Annotated in this window: 17 protein-coding genes; 12 read left to right on the top strand and 5 right to left on the bottom strand. The window is 44.6% G+C overall.

Annotation, left to right across the window (positions count from 1 at the left end):
* Nucleotides 1-3: 3 nt before the first annotated feature.
* Nucleotides 4-1,830, bottom strand: a complete 1,827-nt coding sequence (locus C2E16_RS13685) for a hypothetical protein (protein WP_104951534.1) — start codon at nt 1,828-1,830, stop codon at nt 4-6.
* Between the two features lie 379 nt (nt 1,831-2,209).
* Between C2E16_RS13685 and galF the strand changes: the two genes are divergently transcribed.
* The 11 genes from galF (at nt 2,210) to wzzB (ending at nt 15,245) form a co-directional block, all read left to right on the top strand.
* The gene (galF, locus tag C2E16_RS13680; RefSeq protein WP_084970981.1) at nt 2,210-3,106 is read left to right on the top strand and encodes a UTP--glucose-1-phosphate uridylyltransferase GalF; all 897 of its coding nucleotides are present in this window, start codon (nt 2,210-2,212) and stop codon (nt 3,104-3,106) included.
* Nucleotides 3,107-3,154: 48 nt separating this feature from the next.
* Nucleotides 3,155-4,168: a UDP-glucose 4-epimerase GalE gene (gene galE / locus C2E16_RS13675; RefSeq protein WP_104951533.1), complete on the top strand. Its 1,014-nt coding sequence runs from the start codon at nt 3,155-3,157 to the stop codon at nt 4,166-4,168.
* A gap of 556 nt (nt 4,169-4,724) precedes the next feature.
* Entirely contained in the window at nt 4,725-5,765 is a 1,041-nt protein-coding gene (gene wecA / locus C2E16_RS13670; protein ID WP_084970979.1) for a UDP-N-acetylglucosamine--undecaprenyl-phosphate N-acetylglucosaminephosphotransferase, read from the top strand.
* Between the two features lie 23 nt (nt 5,766-5,788).
* Nucleotides 5,789-7,222 carry a lipopolysaccharide biosynthesis protein gene (locus C2E16_RS13665; RefSeq protein WP_084970977.1) on the top strand — a complete coding sequence of 478 codons (1,434 nt, stop codon included), beginning with the start codon at nt 5,789-5,791 and terminating at the stop codon, nt 7,220-7,222.
* A 4-nt stretch (nt 7,223-7,226) separates the two neighbouring features.
* The gene (locus C2E16_RS13660) at nt 7,227-8,084 is read left to right on the top strand and encodes a glycosyltransferase (RefSeq protein WP_104951532.1); all 858 of its coding nucleotides are present in this window, start codon (nt 7,227-7,229) and stop codon (nt 8,082-8,084) included.
* Nucleotides 8,081-9,316: a hypothetical protein gene (locus C2E16_RS13655; RefSeq protein ID WP_104951531.1), complete on the top strand. Its 1,236-nt coding sequence runs from the start codon at nt 8,081-8,083 to the stop codon at nt 9,314-9,316. Before C2E16_RS13660 ends, C2E16_RS13655 begins: the two co-directional genes overlap by 4 nt.
* Complete coding sequence (locus C2E16_RS13650) at nt 9,306-10,424, top strand: glycosyltransferase family 4 protein (protein ID WP_084970971.1); 1,119 nt, start codon at nt 9,306-9,308, stop codon at nt 10,422-10,424. The genes C2E16_RS13655 and C2E16_RS13650 overlap by 11 nt, the downstream gene beginning before the upstream one ends.
* Entirely contained in the window at nt 10,414-11,487 is a 1,074-nt protein-coding gene (locus C2E16_RS13645) for a glycosyltransferase family 4 protein (protein WP_084970969.1), read from the top strand. The genes C2E16_RS13650 and C2E16_RS13645 overlap by 11 nt, the downstream gene beginning before the upstream one ends.
* Before the next feature lie 216 nt (nt 11,488-11,703).
* Nucleotides 11,704-12,561: a hypothetical protein gene (locus C2E16_RS13640; RefSeq protein ID WP_146107482.1), complete on the top strand. Its 858-nt coding sequence runs from the start codon at nt 11,704-11,706 to the stop codon at nt 12,559-12,561.
* Nucleotides 12,562-12,679: 118 nt separating this feature from the next.
* Nucleotides 12,680-14,086 carry an NADP-dependent phosphogluconate dehydrogenase gene (gene gndA, locus C2E16_RS13635; RefSeq protein WP_084970965.1) on the top strand — a complete coding sequence of 469 codons (1,407 nt, stop codon included), beginning with the start codon at nt 12,680-12,682 and terminating at the stop codon, nt 14,084-14,086.
* 139 nt (nt 14,087-14,225) lie between these two features.
* Complete coding sequence (wzzB, locus tag C2E16_RS13630) at nt 14,226-15,245, top strand: LPS O-antigen chain length determinant protein WzzB (protein ID WP_084970963.1); 1,020 nt, start codon at nt 14,226-14,228, stop codon at nt 15,243-15,245.
* 41 nt (nt 15,246-15,286) lie between these two features.
* Here wzzB and C2E16_RS13625 read toward each other — a convergent pair whose 3' ends face one another.
* Nucleotides 15,287-15,793 (bottom strand): YbaK/prolyl-tRNA synthetase associated domain-containing protein, encoded by a 507-nt coding sequence (locus C2E16_RS13625; protein ID WP_084970962.1) that lies wholly within the window; start codon nt 15,791-15,793, stop codon nt 15,287-15,289.
* A 72-nt stretch (nt 15,794-15,865) separates the two neighbouring features.
* On the opposite strand from C2E16_RS13625, the gene C2E16_RS20600 reads away from it, so the two are divergent.
* Entirely contained in the window at nt 15,866-16,072 is a 207-nt protein-coding gene (locus tag C2E16_RS20600) for a hypothetical protein (RefSeq protein WP_133052089.1), read from the top strand.
* On the opposite strand, the gene hisIE is transcribed toward C2E16_RS20600, so the two are convergent.
* Genes hisIE through hisA form a run of 3 tightly spaced genes read right to left on the bottom strand, consistent with a single transcriptional unit; the run spans nt 16,041 to nt 18,144 of the window.
* Entirely contained in the window at nt 16,041-16,655 is a 615-nt protein-coding gene (gene hisIE, locus C2E16_RS13620) for a bifunctional phosphoribosyl-AMP cyclohydrolase/phosphoribosyl-ATP diphosphatase HisIE (RefSeq protein ID WP_084970960.1), read from the bottom strand. The two genes, C2E16_RS20600 and hisIE, sit on opposite strands and share 32 nt — an antisense overlap.
* Nucleotides 16,649-17,425, bottom strand: a complete 777-nt coding sequence (hisF, locus tag C2E16_RS13615) for an imidazole glycerol phosphate synthase subunit HisF (RefSeq protein ID WP_084970958.1) — start codon at nt 17,423-17,425, stop codon at nt 16,649-16,651. The genes hisIE and hisF overlap by 7 nt, the downstream gene beginning before the upstream one ends.
* Nucleotides 17,407-18,144, bottom strand: a complete 738-nt coding sequence (gene hisA / locus C2E16_RS13610; RefSeq protein WP_084970956.1) for a 1-(5-phosphoribosyl)-5-[(5-phosphoribosylamino)methylideneamino]imidazole-4-carboxamide isomerase — start codon at nt 18,142-18,144, stop codon at nt 17,407-17,409. The genes hisF and hisA overlap by 19 nt, the downstream gene beginning before the upstream one ends.
* Between the last annotated feature and the right edge of the window lies 1 nt (nt 18,145).

The raw sequence follows: 18,145 nt of genomic DNA, 5'->3' as shown, positions 1-18,145 counted from the left end.
TTACTATGCGGGCTTCACCTGCTTCTGCGTGGCCAGATTGAGCCAGGGAGAGTCAGGATTATCGCCCAACGCCACCCACACGGAATTATTGTTTACCGACACATTCTTACCGGCATATTTATTACGCTGGTTAAGCTGCGATTGGGCTGAGGCAAGCTGTTCGCTGCTGTAGGTAAAGTTGCTGGTAATGCCGATATTATTCTGCACGCTCCAGGCGATATCAGGCGAGGCGCCGTTGCTATAGGCGATGGGCATTTGATTACCCGACAATACGGTGTTATCGCTAATGGTCAATGACTTCGTGATGCCGCTCAGGTTAGCGAAGCGTCCTTCACCGCTCACCTGCGTGTTTTTAATGCTCAGGTTATCCAGATTTGGCAGTTTAAACGCGGTGCTGACGTTAAGATAGGTATCGCCGTTTACCGTAACGGTGCCGCCTTTGCCGCGCGCCATTTCTAATCCGGTGCCTTCGCCATTCAGTTCGTGATAGCTATTGTTACTGGAAATAAACACGTTTGGATTAGCTGTGATTAACGCCACACGTGCGAAGCCGCGCGTATCAAGATTGTTAATGCGGAAGCTTTTCGGCTGATTCAGGAACAGGGCGGTGTTGGTGCGTGCGCCTTCATTAATCATGCTGCCGGAAAGGGTTACGTCGTGATCGCCAGTCTGGGTGGCGATAGCAAAGCCATAGGCTTTCGTGCCTTTGGCGATCAGCACCGTACTGTCGATATTTACGCCTTCATTAAAGTTAACCACCGCGATCGCCGCTTTGATAGGGCGCCAGGCATTGCCGTTCAGGATATCCGGGCTGTTGCTGTAGCGAATAGTATTTTTAACGTTGATGTTTTTGCACTGAATGTAGGCTTCACCCCACCAGGTAGCGCCGCCCATCGAGATATTGCCAATCGATACGCCGCCAATAATGTTTTCCATCGCAAAGTGGCGCCGGAAGCTGCCCTTCGCCATATTGTTGACCATGATGATATCTTTATGGTCAAAATCGCGCAGATGCTTGCGCGCTCCAGGCAGCCCTTCAGCATGGAACGCCAGACGCGCATCCTCGCCTGCTTTGCAGTAAGCGTGGTTGCCGGTCATGATCGTGCCGGAACCCCAAATGGTGACGGCGTCGCCGCGATCTTCGCCCAGCTTGGAGTGCAGATCGCGCATGCCGGTGCCGGCGCCCAGGCACTCTAAAAACCAGTTATCGATAATCTTGGTGCCGTAGGCGCCGAAGCCAGCTGGCGCAATCACCGACTGCAACATACGATAAAAATAGCAGTTCGCCACCTGGCAGTAATTGGCGGAAATCATTAATCCACCCTGACGGCCGCCGGTTTCGCTTTTCAGCAGCATCGGGTTATCAAATACCATGCCGTGTATTTGGGTGGCGTCAGCTTTCAGCTCCAGCAAAAATTCATTACCCATATTTCCCAGCGGGGTAATGATGCCGTTTCCCCGGCCTTCGATGATTTGGTTTTTTAACGTTAGCTTGACCGATTTATTAATGCTCACCGGCGTGTCGATAGTAAGGTATTTCTTATCTTCGACCAGTTGTTGAAACGCGGCGTAATTATCTACCGGGCCGTTGCCGTTACGGCTGTCGCTACGGATTTTCGCCCAGGAAGTTGATGCATGGTCGAGAATAATGCCGGGCGCGCCGTCAATTTTCCCCGCGGCGCCGCCTGCTGCCGGGGAGGGCGCGGCGGCGGCGTTCGCCCGCGTCAGGCTGCCTATCGTGCCGACGGCGGCCGCAGAGACCAGAATTTTAGTCAGCGCCTTACGTCGTGAGGTGATGCGTTCTTCACTGGCTTTTTCATTAGTGCTCATTTCTGACCCTTATAAGAATGATTACGCCAAATTGCATTATTCATTACGGCATGGTAAATGGAAGATGTAATATTTAAAATCAGATAAAAGAAAACGCTTTCTTACATTTGCGCGCATGCGACAATGCTTATCAGATTAATCTCAGCGAATAAAGCTTGCCGTAATTAATAAAATTGTTTAGATCGTTTTCTATTAATTTCTACCGCAGATGTTCACGCCCGATGGATTAATTATTGCAATTGCCTACCTTAACGCGTTTTTTGTTTTTACTTCATCAGCTTTTTCCTGGCAGGAAAATTTTCAGAATAAGATTATACTTGACGATCATGCATTTATTGCATAATCGCGTAATGTCTTCACATCATTATATGGAAAAAATATGACCAAGCTTAAAGCAGTTATCCCCGTTGCGGGTCTCGGTATGCATATGCTCCCTGCTACAAAAGCCATTCCTAAAGAGATGCTGCCTATCGTTGACAAGCCGATGATTCAGTACATCGTTGATGAAATCGTCAAGTCGGGCATCAAGGAAATCGTGCTGGTCACTCATGCGTCCAAAAATGCCGTTGAAAACCATTTCGATACGACGTATGAGCTGGAAGCGCTGCTGGAACAGCGCGTGAAGCGTCAGCTGCTGAGCGAAGTGCAGTCTATCTGTCCGCCGGGCGTAACTATCATGAACGTGCGCCAGGCGCAACCGTTGGGTCTGGGCCACTCCGTACTTTGCGCCCGTCCTATGATCGGCGACAATCCTTTTGTGGTTGTGTTGCCGGACGTCATCATGGATGATTCCACCGCCGACCACCTGCGTTATAATCTCGCCGCAATGGTCGCGCGCTTTGAAGAAACCGGCCACAGTCAGGTGCTGGCGAAGCATATGCCAGGCGCCGATCTGTCTGAATACTCTGCAATTTCGACGAAAGAACCGCTGGAAAACGAAGGCAGCGTCAGCACCATCACCAGCTTTATCGAAAAACCGGAGCATCCTGAACAGCTCGATTCCGACCTGGCGGCGGTAGGTCGCTATGTACTGTCTGCGGATATCTGGGCTGAACTGGAAAAAACCGAGCCGGGCGCATGGGGCCGTATCCAGCTGACGGATGCGATCGCCAGCCTGAGTAAAAAACAGCCGGTTGACGCCTGCCTGATGACGGGCAACAGCTTCGACTGCGGCCGTAAGCTGGGTTATATGCAGGCGTTCGTTACCTATGGTCTGCGCCATAACCAGCAGGGCACAGCGTTCCGCGACGCGATAAAGCAATTGTTGGCAAAATAATTCCTCACTATTTCACGCCGCGCGTCTGCGCGGCATAAAGGAGTTCACATGGCTATTTTGGTAACGGGCGGAGCGGGCTATATCGGCTCTCATACGGTGCTGGCGCTGTTGCAGCGCGGCGACGACGTTGTGGTAATGGACAACCTCAGCAACGCTTCGCGGGAGTCGATTCGCCGCGTCGAGAAGCTGGCCGGAAAAAAAGCCACCTTTGTTGAGGGCGATATTCTGGATCGCGCCTGTCTGCACGATATCTTTACCAGCCACGCCATCAGCGCTGTTATCCATTTTGCCGGTTTGAAGGCGGTGGGCGAGTCGACCCGCAAGCCGCTGGAATATTACGAAAATAATGTCTCCGGTACGGTGGTGCTGCTGGAAGAGATGCGCAACGCCGGCATCTATAACTTTATCTTTAGCTCCTCCGCGACCGTCTACGGCGCCAACGCGCCGGTGCCTTATGTTGAGACCACGCCGATCGGCGGCACGACCAGCCCTTACGGCACCTCGAAGCTGATGGTCGAGCAGATCATGCAGGATTACGCCAAAGCGGACAGCAAGCTGAAGGCGATCGCGCTGCGCTACTTTAATCCGGTCGGCGCCCATGAGTCTGGCGAAATCGGTGAAGATCCCAACGGCATTCCTAATAACCTGTTGCCTTATATTGCGCAGGTCGCCATTGGCCGTCTTGATAAGCTCGGTATCTTCGGCGCGGATTACGACACGAAAGACGGCACCGGCGTGCGCGACTATATCCATGTCGTCGACCTGGCGGAAGGGCACCTGAAGGCGCTGGATCATCTCGAACGCATTCAGGGCTACAAAGCCTATAACCTCGGCGCCGGTAAAGGCTTCTCCGTTATGGAGATGGTGAAAGCATTTGAAAAAGCGTCTGGCAAACCGGTGCCCTACGAAATTAAACCGCGTCGCGACGGCGATCTGGCGGCGTTTTGGGCCGACGCCTCGCTGGCGGATAAGGAACTGGACTGGCGCGTCACGCGCGGTATCGATGAAATGATGCGCGATACCTGGAACTGGCAGTCGAAAAATCCGAACGGTTATCGTTAAAATCAAATTGATCTAATGTATTGCATCGCGCAATGGCCTTATTCGCTTCTGTTAAAAAACAGGCTGCGTCGACAACATAACAGACAAAACTTATGGCTTCTGGCAACAGAAGCCTTTTCTGTTTCAGGCTTTGGTTCAACGCCAGATAAACAAAAGTGTGATTAGCGCAACAGGCTGATGCGTTAAAAGCGCATTGTCTGAATCAATGAATAAGATATTTCGCATTCGCCCGCCTAATGACGACGTGAGATGATATTTTAAGCGCTTTGCTTGCTTTGCAAACAATCAATGCGGATAAAAGTATTAACAGCATAAGTCAACGCTAAAACAGGCAATTTTATGCTTGTCTGCGCACGACGATAGTACGAGAATCGTAAACTATTAGCGCACGGTTACCTCTGTTTCTGGTTGCGTCGCGAGAAAAAATTACCAGGTTGCTCTCACAGGCTATGCTTGTTTGAGTCCTGAGCCACTGAAGCGTCTGGTTGCTTAAAGCCAGGGGCGGTAGCGTGGACATTTTCAAGTATCTGTGGTCAATCTCAATACTGGTGCACACATGCAAGATATCGTGCTTGTTTTTCTGGGAGCGCTGGCGCTGCTATTTATCTCGCGCAAAGTGGCGAAGAAAGTAGGGTTGGTCGATAAACCTAACGCGCGGAAACATCATAACGGGCATATACCGCTGGTCGGCGGCGTTTCGGTCTATCTCTCCCTGTGGATTATCTATATTCTGCAGCCGGGTTGGCTGCCGGACTTCACCCTTTATATGGCGTGCGCCACGATGCTTATCGTGGTGGGCGTGCTGGACGACAAGCTTGATCTGCCGGTGATGCCGCGTATGGCGCTACAGGCGCTGGTCGCCAGCATCATGATGTACAACGGCCTCTACCTCTATTCGCTCGGCAATATCCTGTTCGGCTACGAGCTGGTTCTCGGCGTGCTGGGCTACGGCGTGACCCTGCTGGCGGTGGTCGGCGCGATTAACGCCTTTAATATGGTCGACGGCATCGACGGTCTGCTGGGCGCGCTTTCCTCCGTCACCTTCGGCGCGTTGGCCACCGTGTTCTGGATGGGCGGGAACGATGAGATGGCGTTATGGTGCCTTTGCCTGATGGTCGCCTGCCTGCCGTATATACTGCTCAATCTCGGCATTCCCTGGGGACGCAAATTTAAAGTCTTTATGGGCGATGCCGGCAGTACGCTGATCGGCTTTACCGTCATTTGGCTGCTGATTGTCGCCACGCAGGGCGACGATGCGGTAATGCAGCCGGTCACCGCGCTGTGGCTGATCGCCGTGCCGCTGATGGATATGCTGCGCGTGATGATCGCTCGCATCAGAAGAGGGGACAGCCCGTTCAAGCCGGACCGGGAGCATTTGCATCATGTGTTGTTGAAATATGGAATGAAACCACATCTGTCTGTTTTATGTGTAACAGGTGGAGCGGTAATTAATTCGTTTATTGGCATTGTTTTTGATTTCTATAGGGTCAGTACTACAGTTAATCTGTTCTTTTATTTGGCTAATATGTTTTTTTATTTTGTCTTAATTAGAAGTATTGCTGCAAATAATATTAAGAGCGTTTTAGAAAATATATAGTCACAAAAATTAAGAAGAATGAGATGCATAAAAAAAGAGACGTAATTAATAGTTTTAAGTGGAGTGCTTTAGAAAGGATTATTTCTCAAGCAATGCAATTATGTATTATACTGTTTTTGGCAAGAATATTGGGGCCAGAAGCATTTGGCATTGTTGCGTTGATGATGGTATTTATATCAATAGGTCAGGTTTTTGTTGATGGGGGCATATTAGTTTCTCTGGTTAGGCAAGAATCTTGTTCTGAAGATGATTATAGCACTGCTTTTTATTTTAATGTAGGAGTTGGCTTTTTTGCATTTTTAATGCTGGTTTGTATAGCTCATCCTGTCGCAAAATTTTATAATGACAGTAAAGTTAGCTATATGTTAATGACTTTGGGGCTTTCATTAATATTTAACTCTCTATCTATAGTACAAAAAGCAAGGCTGACAAAAACGCTTGATTTTAAAGCACAGGCAAAAGCATCTATTTGTAGCGTTTTCCTCTCAGGAATATTAAGTATAATTCTGGCTTTTAACAATTATGGAGCCTGGGCTCTAGTATATCAGTACGTCCTAATGTCATTTTTGAATACATCCATGCTTTATTTTTTTTCACCTTGGCTACCAAAAGGAAATTTCGCAAAAGATAGTTTTAAGCAGTTGTTTGGATTCAGTTATAAGCTATTAATTTCTGGTCTAATAGACAGTTGTTATAAAAATATTTATCCTGTCATAATTGGAAAGTACTTTAGTTCAGCACAAGTTGGTTTTTTTAATCAGGCGCGTCAGTTATCAAGTATTCCTGCTATGACTCTGACACTAATAATACAACGGGTAACATTCCCCGTTTTAAGCAAAGTACAAAAAAATCATGAAGAGCTAGATTCGAACTATCTTCTCATGCTTAAAATAGCGACTGCAACTATTTTTCCCGTTATGTTAGGTATAAGTCTTGTTTCGGATTCACTAATATGGGTCATTCTTGGAAAAGAATGGCAGGAGAGTATAAGCTATTTGGCAATATTAAGTTTTGCTTTTGCTTTTTATCCAATACATGCTATTAATCTTAATTTAATTCATGTGAAAGGTCGATCAGATTTATTCCTCAAGTTAGAATTGGTTAAAAAATCAGCTGCAACCGTTATACTGCTCTTGAGTTTAAACTTTGGCCTGATTGGTATTTGTATAAGTCTGTTAATTATGTCTTTATTTGAGTTATTTGCAAATACTTATGTTACGCAAAAACTTTCATCCATAACAATGTGGAGGCAGTGTAAAGAACTAGGTATAATCTGCTTATTAGCATTGGTTAGTGCTTCCTTTTCATACTTCATATTTAATAGCATGGCCCCTTCAATATTTAAAATAGCATGTTCACTTACGACAGCATTATTTTTATATATAATTTTATTATTTTATATAAAGCCAGATGTATTTAATTTTTTTAGAAAAAATATAATTATTACAAGAGGTTGATCGCATGATTTCAGTTGTAATGTCTGTATATAATGGTGAGCTATATCTGGATAAAGCCATAAAAAGCATTCTATTGCAAACATTTCATGATTTCGAATTTATCATTATCAATGATGGTTCATCCGATAATTCCTTGGATATAATTAAAAAATATTCAGTTAAAGATCCACGGATTAAATTTATAACGCGAGAAAATAGAGGGCTTATTTCTTCACTGAATGAAGCCGTTAACCTGTCCAAATTTGAGTATATAGCAAGAATGGATGCGGATGATATAGCTCTCCCAACTCGTTTAGAATCGATCATTAAAATAATTAATGATGATAATTCATTAAATATTATATCCTCAGGTTCTATTTTGATAGATATGAATGGGAATGTTATTTGTAAATCACCGTTGAGAATAACCGAGAAAAAAATATTAGATTCACTGCCGGGGAAAAATTATATTAGTCATCCAACAGTTGCGTTTAAAAAAGAATTTTTTTTAAAATGTGGAGGATATGATCCCAAAGATATTGGGATTGAGGATGTTGCTCTTTGGTTAAGAATGCGAGAATCAGACATTCGCTATAAATTCATAAAAAAACATTTATTATATTATCGAATAAATTTAAATAGTGTAAGAAGGTTGGATGCTAATAAATATCAGAAGATTCTATTTAAAGAGTGCTTAGTAAATCATGATAAAAAAGCTGCTTTAAGTCTGATAAAAAAACTACCTGCTTCATATTCCTTTTTGGCTCTTCTGATGACGATGATTCCCTCTTTTATCATTGATATCTACACTAAAAATAGGAATATAAAAAAAATTACCAATGTTTATAACAAAACGCGCAACGGGAGTTCAGGAGGAATATGAGCGTTATTGTAATATTTTTGAGCATTTTTTATTTTAAGTTGCCAATAATAGGAAATTCTTTATTTTTTTTAGGATTTTTGTGCGCTTTATCTTTTTATAGCTTAAAAAAAATTTATCATTTACAGTCTTTTTTTTTAGAGCGAAATTTTTTAATCATAAATTTCATTTTTCTTATACCTTTTTTATGGTACTTGATTTCAGTTACACTTAATGGTAGTAATGATTTCAGCTTGACATCAACACTTTTTTCCTATCAAGTATATATATCAGTTTTAATACTGGTACTTGTTTGCTTATTCCTCAAAACGAGGAATATTAATATCGATAAAAGTATTTTTAATGCTTTTCTGGTTCAGGCTATAATTATAATTTTAGCTTTTTTATCCCCTTCATTCCGATGGTTCGTACAGCTATTTCAATCTGAAGGTGCTCGAGAAATAGCACTTATGCAGCAAAATATAGGTATTAGAGGCCTTGCTCTTTCGTCACAACAGTACTTTGGTTTGGGGGTTTTATATTGTACTTTTTTCTTGTTTTATATGTTTTCTTTAACGAATGATAAAGTAAAAATAAGTTCGCTTTTTCCCTTTTGTCTAATTTTACTTTCTTCTTTAACTATCGCAAGAACGGTATTTATCGGAGTGGCTATTAGCTTTCTTTACTTGTTGCTAGTGTTAAATAAATCTATAACCGTAAAAATAATTACTCGCCTCTTAGTAATTGGCTTTATTAGTTTATTGTTATTAGCGTACTTTTACCTGTACAGTGATAACGTAACTATAAAAAATGCAATAAACTGGGCTTTTGAGTTTTTCTTTAATGCTGTTCAAGGTAATGGAGTGAATACAGCATCCACGATAGCTTTGTCAAAAATGTATTTTCCTTTAAATGAAGCTCAGGTTTTATATGGTGATGGAAGATATTTGGAGCATGATGGTTCTTATTATATGCACACTGATGCTGGTTATATGCGTATGATTTTATCTGTTGGCTTAGGTATGATATTTTGGGTGCTGTATGATTTGCTGATTATTAAAGTATTATATCATTCTCTGCACGGTTACAAATATAAAGGTAGATTTTGTCTGTGTCTTTTTCTATTACTACTTATTCTCAATGTTAAAGGTGAAGTTTTAGGTTACAACGTTGGTGCTCACCTTTTGATATTTATTTATATAGTAAAAGAAAAGGTTATTTCAATAAAAAAGTTAAGAAGAATTTATGCTGAATAGTCACAAACAAAAAAAAATAGCACATGTACAAGTTATACCAAAACTATCGGGAGTTCAAAGGGTCAGTTTGGATATACTCAGTAATCTACCTTCCTACTACGATAAATATATTATATTTGGGGGCGATTACGAGGCTGAAAAAGAGCTAATTAATGAGTGTGAAAGGAATAAAATAAAAGTTATTTTTATCGAAGATCTAAGGAGGGAAATCTCATTTAGAGATTTCAATGCATTCTTTAATCTTTTGAAGCTATTTAATACGATGAAATTTGATATCATCCATACAAATTCAACTAAACCTGGCATTATTGCCCGGCTTGCTGCCAAAGTAGCCCGATGTAAAAAAATTGTCCATACGGTGCATGGTATAGCATTTCATCGCTTCGAAAAATTTCCATTAAGAATTATTTATTTGATAATTGAAGCTTTTTGTAGCTTTTTTTCACATTATTTGATTAGTGTAAATAATTATTATTTGAAGTATTATCCGCACATAAAAAATAAAAAGACGATTCATAATTGTGTAAATACAGATAATTTTAATTTGTCTTATAAAAATAATGGAAGTATATTAAATGTTGGGTTTATGTCGAGGTTAGATTTCCAAAAGGATCCGCTAACGTTATGTAAAGCTATATTGTATGGAATTGAAAATGGTTTCTTTAAAAAGGAGAATATTAAAGTTCTAATTGGTGGAGACGGTGAATTAAAAAGTGAATGCCAGATTTTTATAGAAAAGCATTCGCTTGAGAGTGTTTTTAAATTTGTAGGATGGGTTAAAAATAAAGATGACTTCTACAATTCTATAGATGTTTTTTGTTTGCCTTCTCTTTATGAAGCTTTTGGCTTGGTATTGCTAGAATCTGCTTTTTATGAAATCCCCGCGATTGCCTCAAGAGTTGAAGGAATACCTGAGATTGTTAAGCATGATTTTAATGGTATGTTGATAACTCCAAGAAACTATCAAGAACTAGCAATATGTTTAAAAAAATATAATGATGATAAGAATTTACTTTACAAACATGGCAGAAATGCTAAAAACAACTTAACCGAAAATTTCAAGTTTCAAAGTATGATAGATAATTATATTGGTATCTATGAAGACTAAGAAGAAAATATTAATATTTAGTCATGAGTATCCTCCGTGTTTAGGTGGGGCTGGTTCCGTTGCTTTTTCTTTAAAAAAATGCCTGGAAAAAAAGGAGTATGAAGTTACAGTTTTGACTTCGCGAAGGACACATAGAGATCCAAATAAAAACATCAATACTATTTCACTACCTAATCAATTATGGTTTCTGGGATACCGTAAATGGTTAAGGAAACATATTTACGAATTTGATTTAATCATTTGTAATGATCCTGCTGCTATTTATAACGCTGGAGCTTTTTTTTCGCGTGAACAATTAAGAAAAACAATTTGCTTTATTCACGGTGAGGAAAAATATTTATATGAAAATAAAATTTGGTTAAAGTTAATTAAATTTAAAAAAAGGTTTTTGCAAGCCGTTAACAATTCTAAGACGTCAATTTTTGTTTCTGAATATATAAGGGCAAGGTACTATGAACTTTATGATTTGGAAAAAAAAATAAATCAAGTCGTTATTCATTCTGGAGTGGAATTAAAAGAGCGCAATAATAACTCTTATAGCAAAAATAGTAATAATATAATTAAATTTTTATCTGTGAGCCGGATAGTAAAAGGAAAAGGCTACGATAAAATGTTTGAGGTTTTCCTGAAGTTATCAGAGGAAATTGATAATTTTGAATGGAATATTATTGGTGACGGTAGCTACCTCGCTGAGTTTAAAAGAAAAGTTAGTTTAAGCACTTTAAAAGATAAAGTTTTTTTTCACGGCGCAGTAAGAAGAGATCGCTTACCTGATTTTTATGTTGAAAATGATTATTTTATTTTGCTATCTGAATTAAACGAGTCTTATGGGTTAAGTTATTTGGAAGCAGCTTCTTTTGGCTTACCAACAATAGGTTACAATAGGGCTGGAGTTCCCGAAGCTTTTTCTCATATTACGAAGTCTCTGCTTTTGGATTATAACAAAAAAACACATGATCTTTCTGCCGATATACAATCTTTTATTCTGAACTCTGATAATGTCAGCTCAGAGTGCTTGCGTTCCGAAAAGGAGTTTATATCAGAGGTTGAAAAATATGTTTAGGAAAATTATTTTTTTAGAGAGTGAAGAATTCTATAAAGATCTTATAGATCCTTTTTTTTTTAATAGTATAGATATGTCTTTTGATGGGGGGGATTCTATAAAGACATTGCACACTTAAAAAATTATGACTTAGTTATTTATACTATCTATTCATCCCCTCTTTTTAATAAAATTATTCTAAATTGCAAAAAAGATGGAATACCTACGATGCTTTTAATGGATGGTATCTGTGAATTTAGTAACTTTACTAAAAATAAAAATATAACCAAGCTAGGCTTTGATAATTATCATCCTGTTATTTCCGACTATTTGTGCGTTATAGGCAGACGTGCTAGTAATTATTTTAATGTTCAAGGTGTTAAGACCTGTAAATATTTACCTCCACGAGTATTGAAAAATACCTATATTGAAAATTTTAGTGATGAAGAATGTGGCATGAATTATTTTTTGATTACTACTGCTAATACAGCTTATTACGACGACGACGAGTTTGAGCGATTATGTGTTGTACTTAAAAAAACTATAGATGCCTTAGAACAAAAAAAAGAAAATTACTGTTTTAGGATATTTGACGAAAAAATAATAAAAACACTTTGTATTGATGAAAGTAAAAATTTTACAAGCGGTAGTTTTGAAGAAATCCTTAACAAAGTTTCATTTGTAATAACTACGCCAAGTTCTATTATGTTACAAGCCATGCACTCGCGTAAACCTGTTGCTACCCTTTTATATCGGGATTCGCCAATTTTTATACAGAGTGGCTGGATTATTTATGATGGAGTAAATTTACAACATGTTATAGACTCAATGCTATTGAGAGATAAAAAAAGAATGTTTTTTCAACAATCAGAGCTTGAAAATACTCGTGAATATAATAGCTTGAATTTTACAGGAGAAACGACGGAAAAAATCTGTAATCAATCAGATGATTTTCTAAAATTTGTTAATCAAAATCTTGTTAATATGCTTAACTCTAAATTTAATTTTAACGCTGAGTTCAGATTCAGAAAAGTATATTGGAAACTGAAAAAGACTAAGGTTTTTAAGATTATCCGTAAAAAAATTATGGGGTAATTTTTCTTTTTGTGCCATCTTGATTTTTAGTAGAGTTTGTTAGTGGAAGTGGAGAGTCTATTATGTATAATCGATGGGGTATGCTTTAGGTATATAATATATTAGACAGGAGTAAATAATGTCCAAGCAACAGATCGGCGTTGTAGGTATGGCGGTAATGGGCCGTAATCTAGCCCTTAACATCGAGAGCCGCGGCTATACCGTATCCGTTTTCAACCGTTCACGTGAAAAAACCGACGAAGTTATCGCCGAAAACCCGGGCAAAAAACTCGCGCCTTACTACAGTATCGAAGAGTTTGTTGACTCGCTGGAAAAACCGCGCCGTATCCTGCTGATGGTGCAGGCGGGCGAGGCCACTGATAAAACTATCGCTTCTCTGACGCCACACCTGGACAAGGGCGACATCCTGATCGATGGCGGCAACACCTTCTATAAAGATACCATTCGCCGCAACAAAGAACTTTCTGAGCAAGGCTTTAACTTTATCGGTACCGGCGTTTCCGGCGGCGAAGAGGGCGCGCTGAAAGGGCCTTCTATTATGCCTGGCGGTCAGAAAGAAGCTTATGAGCTGGTTGCGCCGATCCTGGACAAAATCGCCGCGCGCGCCGAAGGCGAGCCTTGCGTCACTTACATCGGCCCGGACGGCGCCGGTCACTATGTGAAGATGGTCCATAACGGTATTGAATATGGCGATATGCAGCTGATCGCAGAAGCTTACTCCCTGCTAAAAAACGCGCTGAACCTGAGCAATGAAGATCTGGCGAAAACCTTCAGTGAGTGGAACGAAGGCGAGCTGAGTAGCTACCTGATTGACATCACCAAAGATATCTTCACCAAGAAAGATGAAGAGGGCAACTATCTGGTTGACGTCATCCTGGATGAAGCGGCTAACAAAGGCACCGGTAAATGGACCAGCCAGAGTTCGCTGGATCTGGGCGAGCCGCTGTCGCTGATTACGGAATCGGTCTTCGCGCGCTACCTCTCTTCCCTGAAATCGCAGCGCGTTGCCGCTTCGAAAGTGCTGAGCGGACCGACTGCACAGGCTTTTAACGGCGATAAAGCTGAGTTTATCGAGAAAGTGCGTCGCGCGCTCTATCTGGGTAAAATCGTTTCCTACGCGCAGGGCTTCTCACAGCTGAAAGCGGCTTCCGAAGAGAACAGCTGGAACCTGAACTATGGCGAGATCGCGAAGATTTTCCGTGCAGGCTGCATCATTCGCGCGCAGTTCCTGCAGAAAATCACCGATGCTTACAAAGAGACGCCGGATATCGCTAACCTGCTGCTGGCGCCTTACTTTAAAAATATCGCTGACGAGTATCAGCAGGCGCTGCGTGACGTGGTGGCCTATGCGGTGCAGAATGGCATCCCGACGCCGACCTTCTCCGCAGCTATTGCCTACTATGACAGCTACCGTTCTGCGGTGCTGCCGGCGAACCTGATCCAGGCGCAGCGTGACTACTTCGGCGCGCATACCTATAAGCGCATCGATAAAGATGGCGTGTTCCACACCGAGTGGCTGGACTGATTCTCCGTTGCCTAAAAAACCTCCCTTTGGGAGGTTTTTTACAGAATTCAGATAACGCTTTACCCATCCTTTTGCTATTGTTTTCTCCCTAGCGTTTATTATTCCGCTTTTCAATTAATCAGTTGGGCGTACCAGAAACATGAACCAAGAAAGTAAAACAACTACGGATCAGTCTTTACTTCGTCAAACCTTCTATAACAACGATGATGAGCTTGACCTGCTGGATGTGGTAGCGCAGCTGTGGAGCGGTAAAAAAACGATTATTTTAACCGTCCTTGTATTTTTGCTGCTGGCGGCAATTTATCTTTTTTTCGCCAAAGAAAAGTGGACGTCGGAAGCGATTGTGACCCAGCCCAGCGCGGGCCAGGTGGCCAACTATAATGCTGCGTTAAACGTGCTTTATTCTCAATATCCCCAGGATAAACCGGGCTTAGTCGATCTCCAGCGTCAGCTGTTCGGTCGCTTTAGCGCTTCGCTCTATGCCTTGTCAGGTTCGCTGCAGAATCTGGAAAATCCCCTGAATTTAAACGTGGCGCCGGTTACGGCGGGGCAGGCTGAGCCCTTAAGCGTAAAATTTACCGCTGAGACGGCGAAAGAGGCGCAGGCGCAGGTCACGCACTTTATTAAAGTGGTGAACGACGACGTGGTTGATGACTACGGCGCCGATATCAAGCGCAATATGGATGTGAAACTACGCGAGCTGAGCGACTCGCTGACCTCGCAGCTGAAGGTGGCGCAGGATAAGAAAGAGCAGCGCATTGAGCAGCTGAAGCAGGCGTTAAAAGTGGCGGAGGGCTCAGGCATTGTGACCTCCCAGCTGACTCAGGCGGAGTTTTTATCAGACGATACGCTCTATATGCTGGGCACCAAGGCGTTGAATGCGGCTATCGCTAACGAAGCGACGCGTCCGTTGCCGCTGGATGACAGCTACTATGCCACCCAGCGCGCGCTGCGCCTGATCAAGGATCTGAAGATCCAGGTCGATAACCTGCAATCCTTCCGCTATATCATGCAGCCGGATTTGCCTATTCGTCGTGACAGCCCGAAAAAAGGACTGACGCTGGTGCTGGCGGTATTGCTGGGCGGCGTTGTGGGTTCGGCGATTGTGCTGGGACGCAATATGGCTGCGACATGGCGGCAACGTAAACAGCTTAGCTGATTGACCTGAACAAAGAAAAACCCGGCCAGCGCCGGGTTTTTTTATGCCTGTCGTAAGCTGTTATCATCTTCGCGTCTGAATGTTGCCAGCATCGATCCGGCCAGTGAGCGGTAATCGTCCCTGTTCAGGATAATTGAACAATCCAGCCTGCCCGCGTTGAAGGCAATCTCATCAAAGCGCGCAAACAGCAGCGGATCGACGATAAGATTTAGTTCAGGGTGGAAGCTAAAGGGCGGAATCGCGCCGAACACGCAGCCGGTAAGCTTTTCTACTTCAACCGAGCTGGCCAGAGAAGCACGCGTGCCGCCGACAGCGGAAGCGACCTTGCTCAGGTCCGCCTGACAATCGGCTGGCAGCACGGCTAACACGTACTGTTTGATGCCGTTGCCTTTTACATGGCATACCAGCGCCTTGGCCCCCTGTTCAGGATGCGTGCCCCGCAGCTGCGCTACCGCCGCGCATTTTCCTTCCGGCGCATGTTCGATTAAACGGTAGCGCGCCTGATGCTTATCCAGCAGCGTTATGAGCTGATGAAACGTACTGTTCATAGTGATGCGTATTTCTCCCCGTTTATACCCGCGCTACTGTAGCAAAAATTGCAGGGCGGGACAGGTGAGGGCATGCACAAAAAGGCAGATCGTAGAAAGGAAACGCAGAAAATCGGTAGCAACGGGAAATACGATATGGAGATGCAATCAGCAGCTGAGACGAAACCAACGATCGTTGAAAAACGGAATGTTGCAGAACCGGTGTCGAAAGAAAAAGGACGCCGCCGTAACGGCGGCGTCCTGGTCGTCAGGCTTTATGACGCGCGCGCAGATTATTAATAATCGTGCTCAGGTCAAGATTCTGATCCTGTAGCAGCACCATCAGGTGATACAGCAGATCGGAAGCCTCATTGGTCAGCTCATGGCGATCGTTTACCGTCGCGGCCAGCGCGGTCTCCACGCCTTCCTCGCCGACCTTCTGCGCAATGCGCTTGGTGCCGCTGGCGTAGAGCTTCGCGGTATAGGAACTGTCGGGATCGGCCTGCTTGCGCGCCGCCAGCAGCTGCTCCAGCTGCCAGAGAAAGGTCCAGTCTGGCGCTGCGGGCGAGAAGCAGCTGGAAGTGCCGAGATGGCAGGTCGGGCCGATCGGCTGCGCCAGCACCAGCAGCGTATCGTTATCGCAATCGGGCGTAATGCTGACTACGTTAAGAAAGTGGCCGGAGGTTTCGCCTTTGGTCCAGAGACGCGCTTTGGTGCGCGACCAGAAGGTGACTTTGCCTTCGTTCAGCGTTTTCGCCAGCGCCTCCTGGTTCATATAGCCGTGCATCAGGACCTCGCCCGATACGCTGTGTTGCACGATAGCTGGCATCATGCCGTCGGTTTTTTCCCAGTCCAGTTGGGAAAGCTGCTGTTCTGTTAGCACGGGCGAATCTCCACATCGTGTTCGATCAGGAACCGTTTCAGTTCACCGATATTAATAATCTGCTTATGAAATACCGAGGCGGCCAGCGCCCCGTCGACGTTAGCGATGCGGAACGCGTCCAGAAAATGTTCCATGGCGCCAGCGCCGCCGGAGGCAATAAGCGGCACCTTACAGACTTCACGCACTTTTTGCAGTTGAATGAGGTCATAGCCGTTGCGCACGCCGTCCTGATTCATCATGTTCAGTACGATTTCGCCAGCGCCGCGTTTTTGCACTTCCTGCACCCAATCCAGGGTTTCCCACTGCGTAACGCGCGTGCGCGCTTCATCGCCGGTATATTGGTTTACGTGATATTTGCCGCTCTGCTCGTCATACCAGGTATCGATTCCTACCACGATGCACTGAACGCCGAAGCGATCGGCCAGTCGGGTGATCAGTTCCGGATCGGCCAGCGCAGGCGAGTTAATGGATATTTTATCCGCGCCGAAGGAGAGGATCCGCGCCGCATCTTCGGCGCTTTTAATACCGCCAGCCACGCAGAAGGGGATATCGATCACTTCCGCCACGCGCGCGACCCAGCTTTTATCCACCACGCGGCCGTCGCTGGAGGCGGTAATGTCATAGAACACCAGTTCGTCGGCGCCCTCGTCGGCATAGCGCTGCGCCAGCGGCACGATATCGCCGATGATCTCGTGATTGCGAAACTGCACGCCTTTCACCACCTGCCCGTCACGCACGTCGAGACAGGGAATTATCCGTTTTGCCAGCATGAAATCGCCTCCGAAACCGTGAATTTATCTTCCAGCAGGGCGCGTCCGACGATAACGCCCTGCGCGCCGCTGTGACGCAGGGCGGCGATATCCGCCAGCGCGCCGATGCCGCCGGAAGACTGAAACGCAATCTGCGGGAAACGCGCGGAGACTTCCTGATAGAGCGATACATTCGAGCCGCTCAGGGTGCCGTCGCGTGAAATATCGGTGCAGAGTACATGCTTCAGGCCGCAGGGCAGATACTGTTCGATCACCTGCTCCAGCGTGACGCCCGCCGCTTCCTGCCAGCCGCTGATCGCCACCTCTTTGCGGTTTTCCGCGTCGATGCGCACATCCAGCGCCAGCACAATCGCCTCTGGGCCAAACTCGCTAAACCATTGCTGCACTTCTTCTGGCTGCCTGACCGCCGTCGAGCCAACTACCACGCGCGCGGCGCCCGCCTTCAGCAGCGCGGCGACGTCGTCGCGGCTGCGGATGCCGCCGCCGACCTGAACCGGCACCTCAACGCCCGCCAGCAGCGATTTCAACAGCGTAAGCTGACGCGCCGCGGGGTCCTTCGCGCCGGTCAAATCGACCAGGTGCAGCAGCTGTGCGCCCTGACGCTGATAATCTTGCAGGCGCGGTAGCGGGTCGCTGCCGTAGTCGCGTTGCTGACCGTAGTCCCCCTGATGCAGACGCACCACTTTTCCATCAATTAAATCCAATGCCGGGATAATCATC

The organism is Mixta calida (assembly GCF_002953215.1).
Lineage (GTDB): Bacteria > Pseudomonadota > Gammaproteobacteria > Enterobacterales > Enterobacteriaceae > Mixta > Mixta calida.
The sequence above is the reverse complement of the archived record's forward strand: the minus strand, read 5'-3'. Positions and strand labels throughout refer to the sequence as shown.

Excerpts from the sequence above, each read along its gene's own strand:
- C2E16_RS13685 (WP_104951534.1), bottom strand. The coding sequence starts at position 1,830 with ATGAGCACTAATGAAAAAGCCAGTGAAGAACGCATCACCTCACGACGT.
- galF (WP_084970981.1), top strand. The coding sequence starts at position 2,210 with ATGACCAAGCTTAAAGCAGTTATCCCCGTTGCGGGTCTCGGTATGCAT.
- galE (WP_104951533.1), top strand. The coding sequence starts at position 3,155 with ATGGCTATTTTGGTAACGGGCGGAGCGGGCTATATCGGCTCTCATACG.
- wecA (WP_084970979.1), top strand. The coding sequence starts at position 4,725 with ATGCAAGATATCGTGCTTGTTTTTCTGGGAGCGCTGGCGCTGCTATTT.
- C2E16_RS13665 (WP_084970977.1), top strand. The coding sequence starts at position 5,789 with ATGCATAAAAAAAGAGACGTAATTAATAGTTTTAAGTGGAGTGCTTTA.
- C2E16_RS13660 (WP_104951532.1), top strand. The coding sequence starts at position 7,227 with ATGATTTCAGTTGTAATGTCTGTATATAATGGTGAGCTATATCTGGAT.
- C2E16_RS13655 (WP_104951531.1), top strand. The coding sequence starts at position 8,081 with ATGAGCGTTATTGTAATATTTTTGAGCATTTTTTATTTTAAGTTGCCA.
- C2E16_RS13650 (WP_084970971.1), top strand. The coding sequence starts at position 9,306 with ATGCTGAATAGTCACAAACAAAAAAAAATAGCACATGTACAAGTTATA.
- C2E16_RS13645 (WP_084970969.1), top strand. The coding sequence starts at position 10,414 with ATGAAGACTAAGAAGAAAATATTAATATTTAGTCATGAGTATCCTCCG.
- C2E16_RS13640 (WP_146107482.1), top strand. The coding sequence starts at position 11,704 with ATGGATGGTATCTGTGAATTTAGTAACTTTACTAAAAATAAAAATATA.
- gndA (WP_084970965.1), top strand. The coding sequence starts at position 12,680 with ATGTCCAAGCAACAGATCGGCGTTGTAGGTATGGCGGTAATGGGCCGT.
- wzzB (WP_084970963.1), top strand. The coding sequence starts at position 14,226 with ATGAACCAAGAAAGTAAAACAACTACGGATCAGTCTTTACTTCGTCAA.
- C2E16_RS13625 (WP_084970962.1), bottom strand. The coding sequence starts at position 15,793 with ATGAACAGTACGTTTCATCAGCTCATAACGCTGCTGGATAAGCATCAG.
- C2E16_RS20600 (WP_133052089.1), top strand. The coding sequence starts at position 15,866 with ATGCACAAAAAGGCAGATCGTAGAAAGGAAACGCAGAAAATCGGTAGC.
- hisF (WP_084970958.1), bottom strand. The coding sequence starts at position 17,425 with ATGCTGGCAAAACGGATAATTCCCTGTCTCGACGTGCGTGACGGGCAG.
- hisA (WP_084970956.1), bottom strand. The coding sequence starts at position 18,144 with ATGATTATCCCGGCATTGGATTTAATTGATGGAAAAGTGGTGCGTCTG.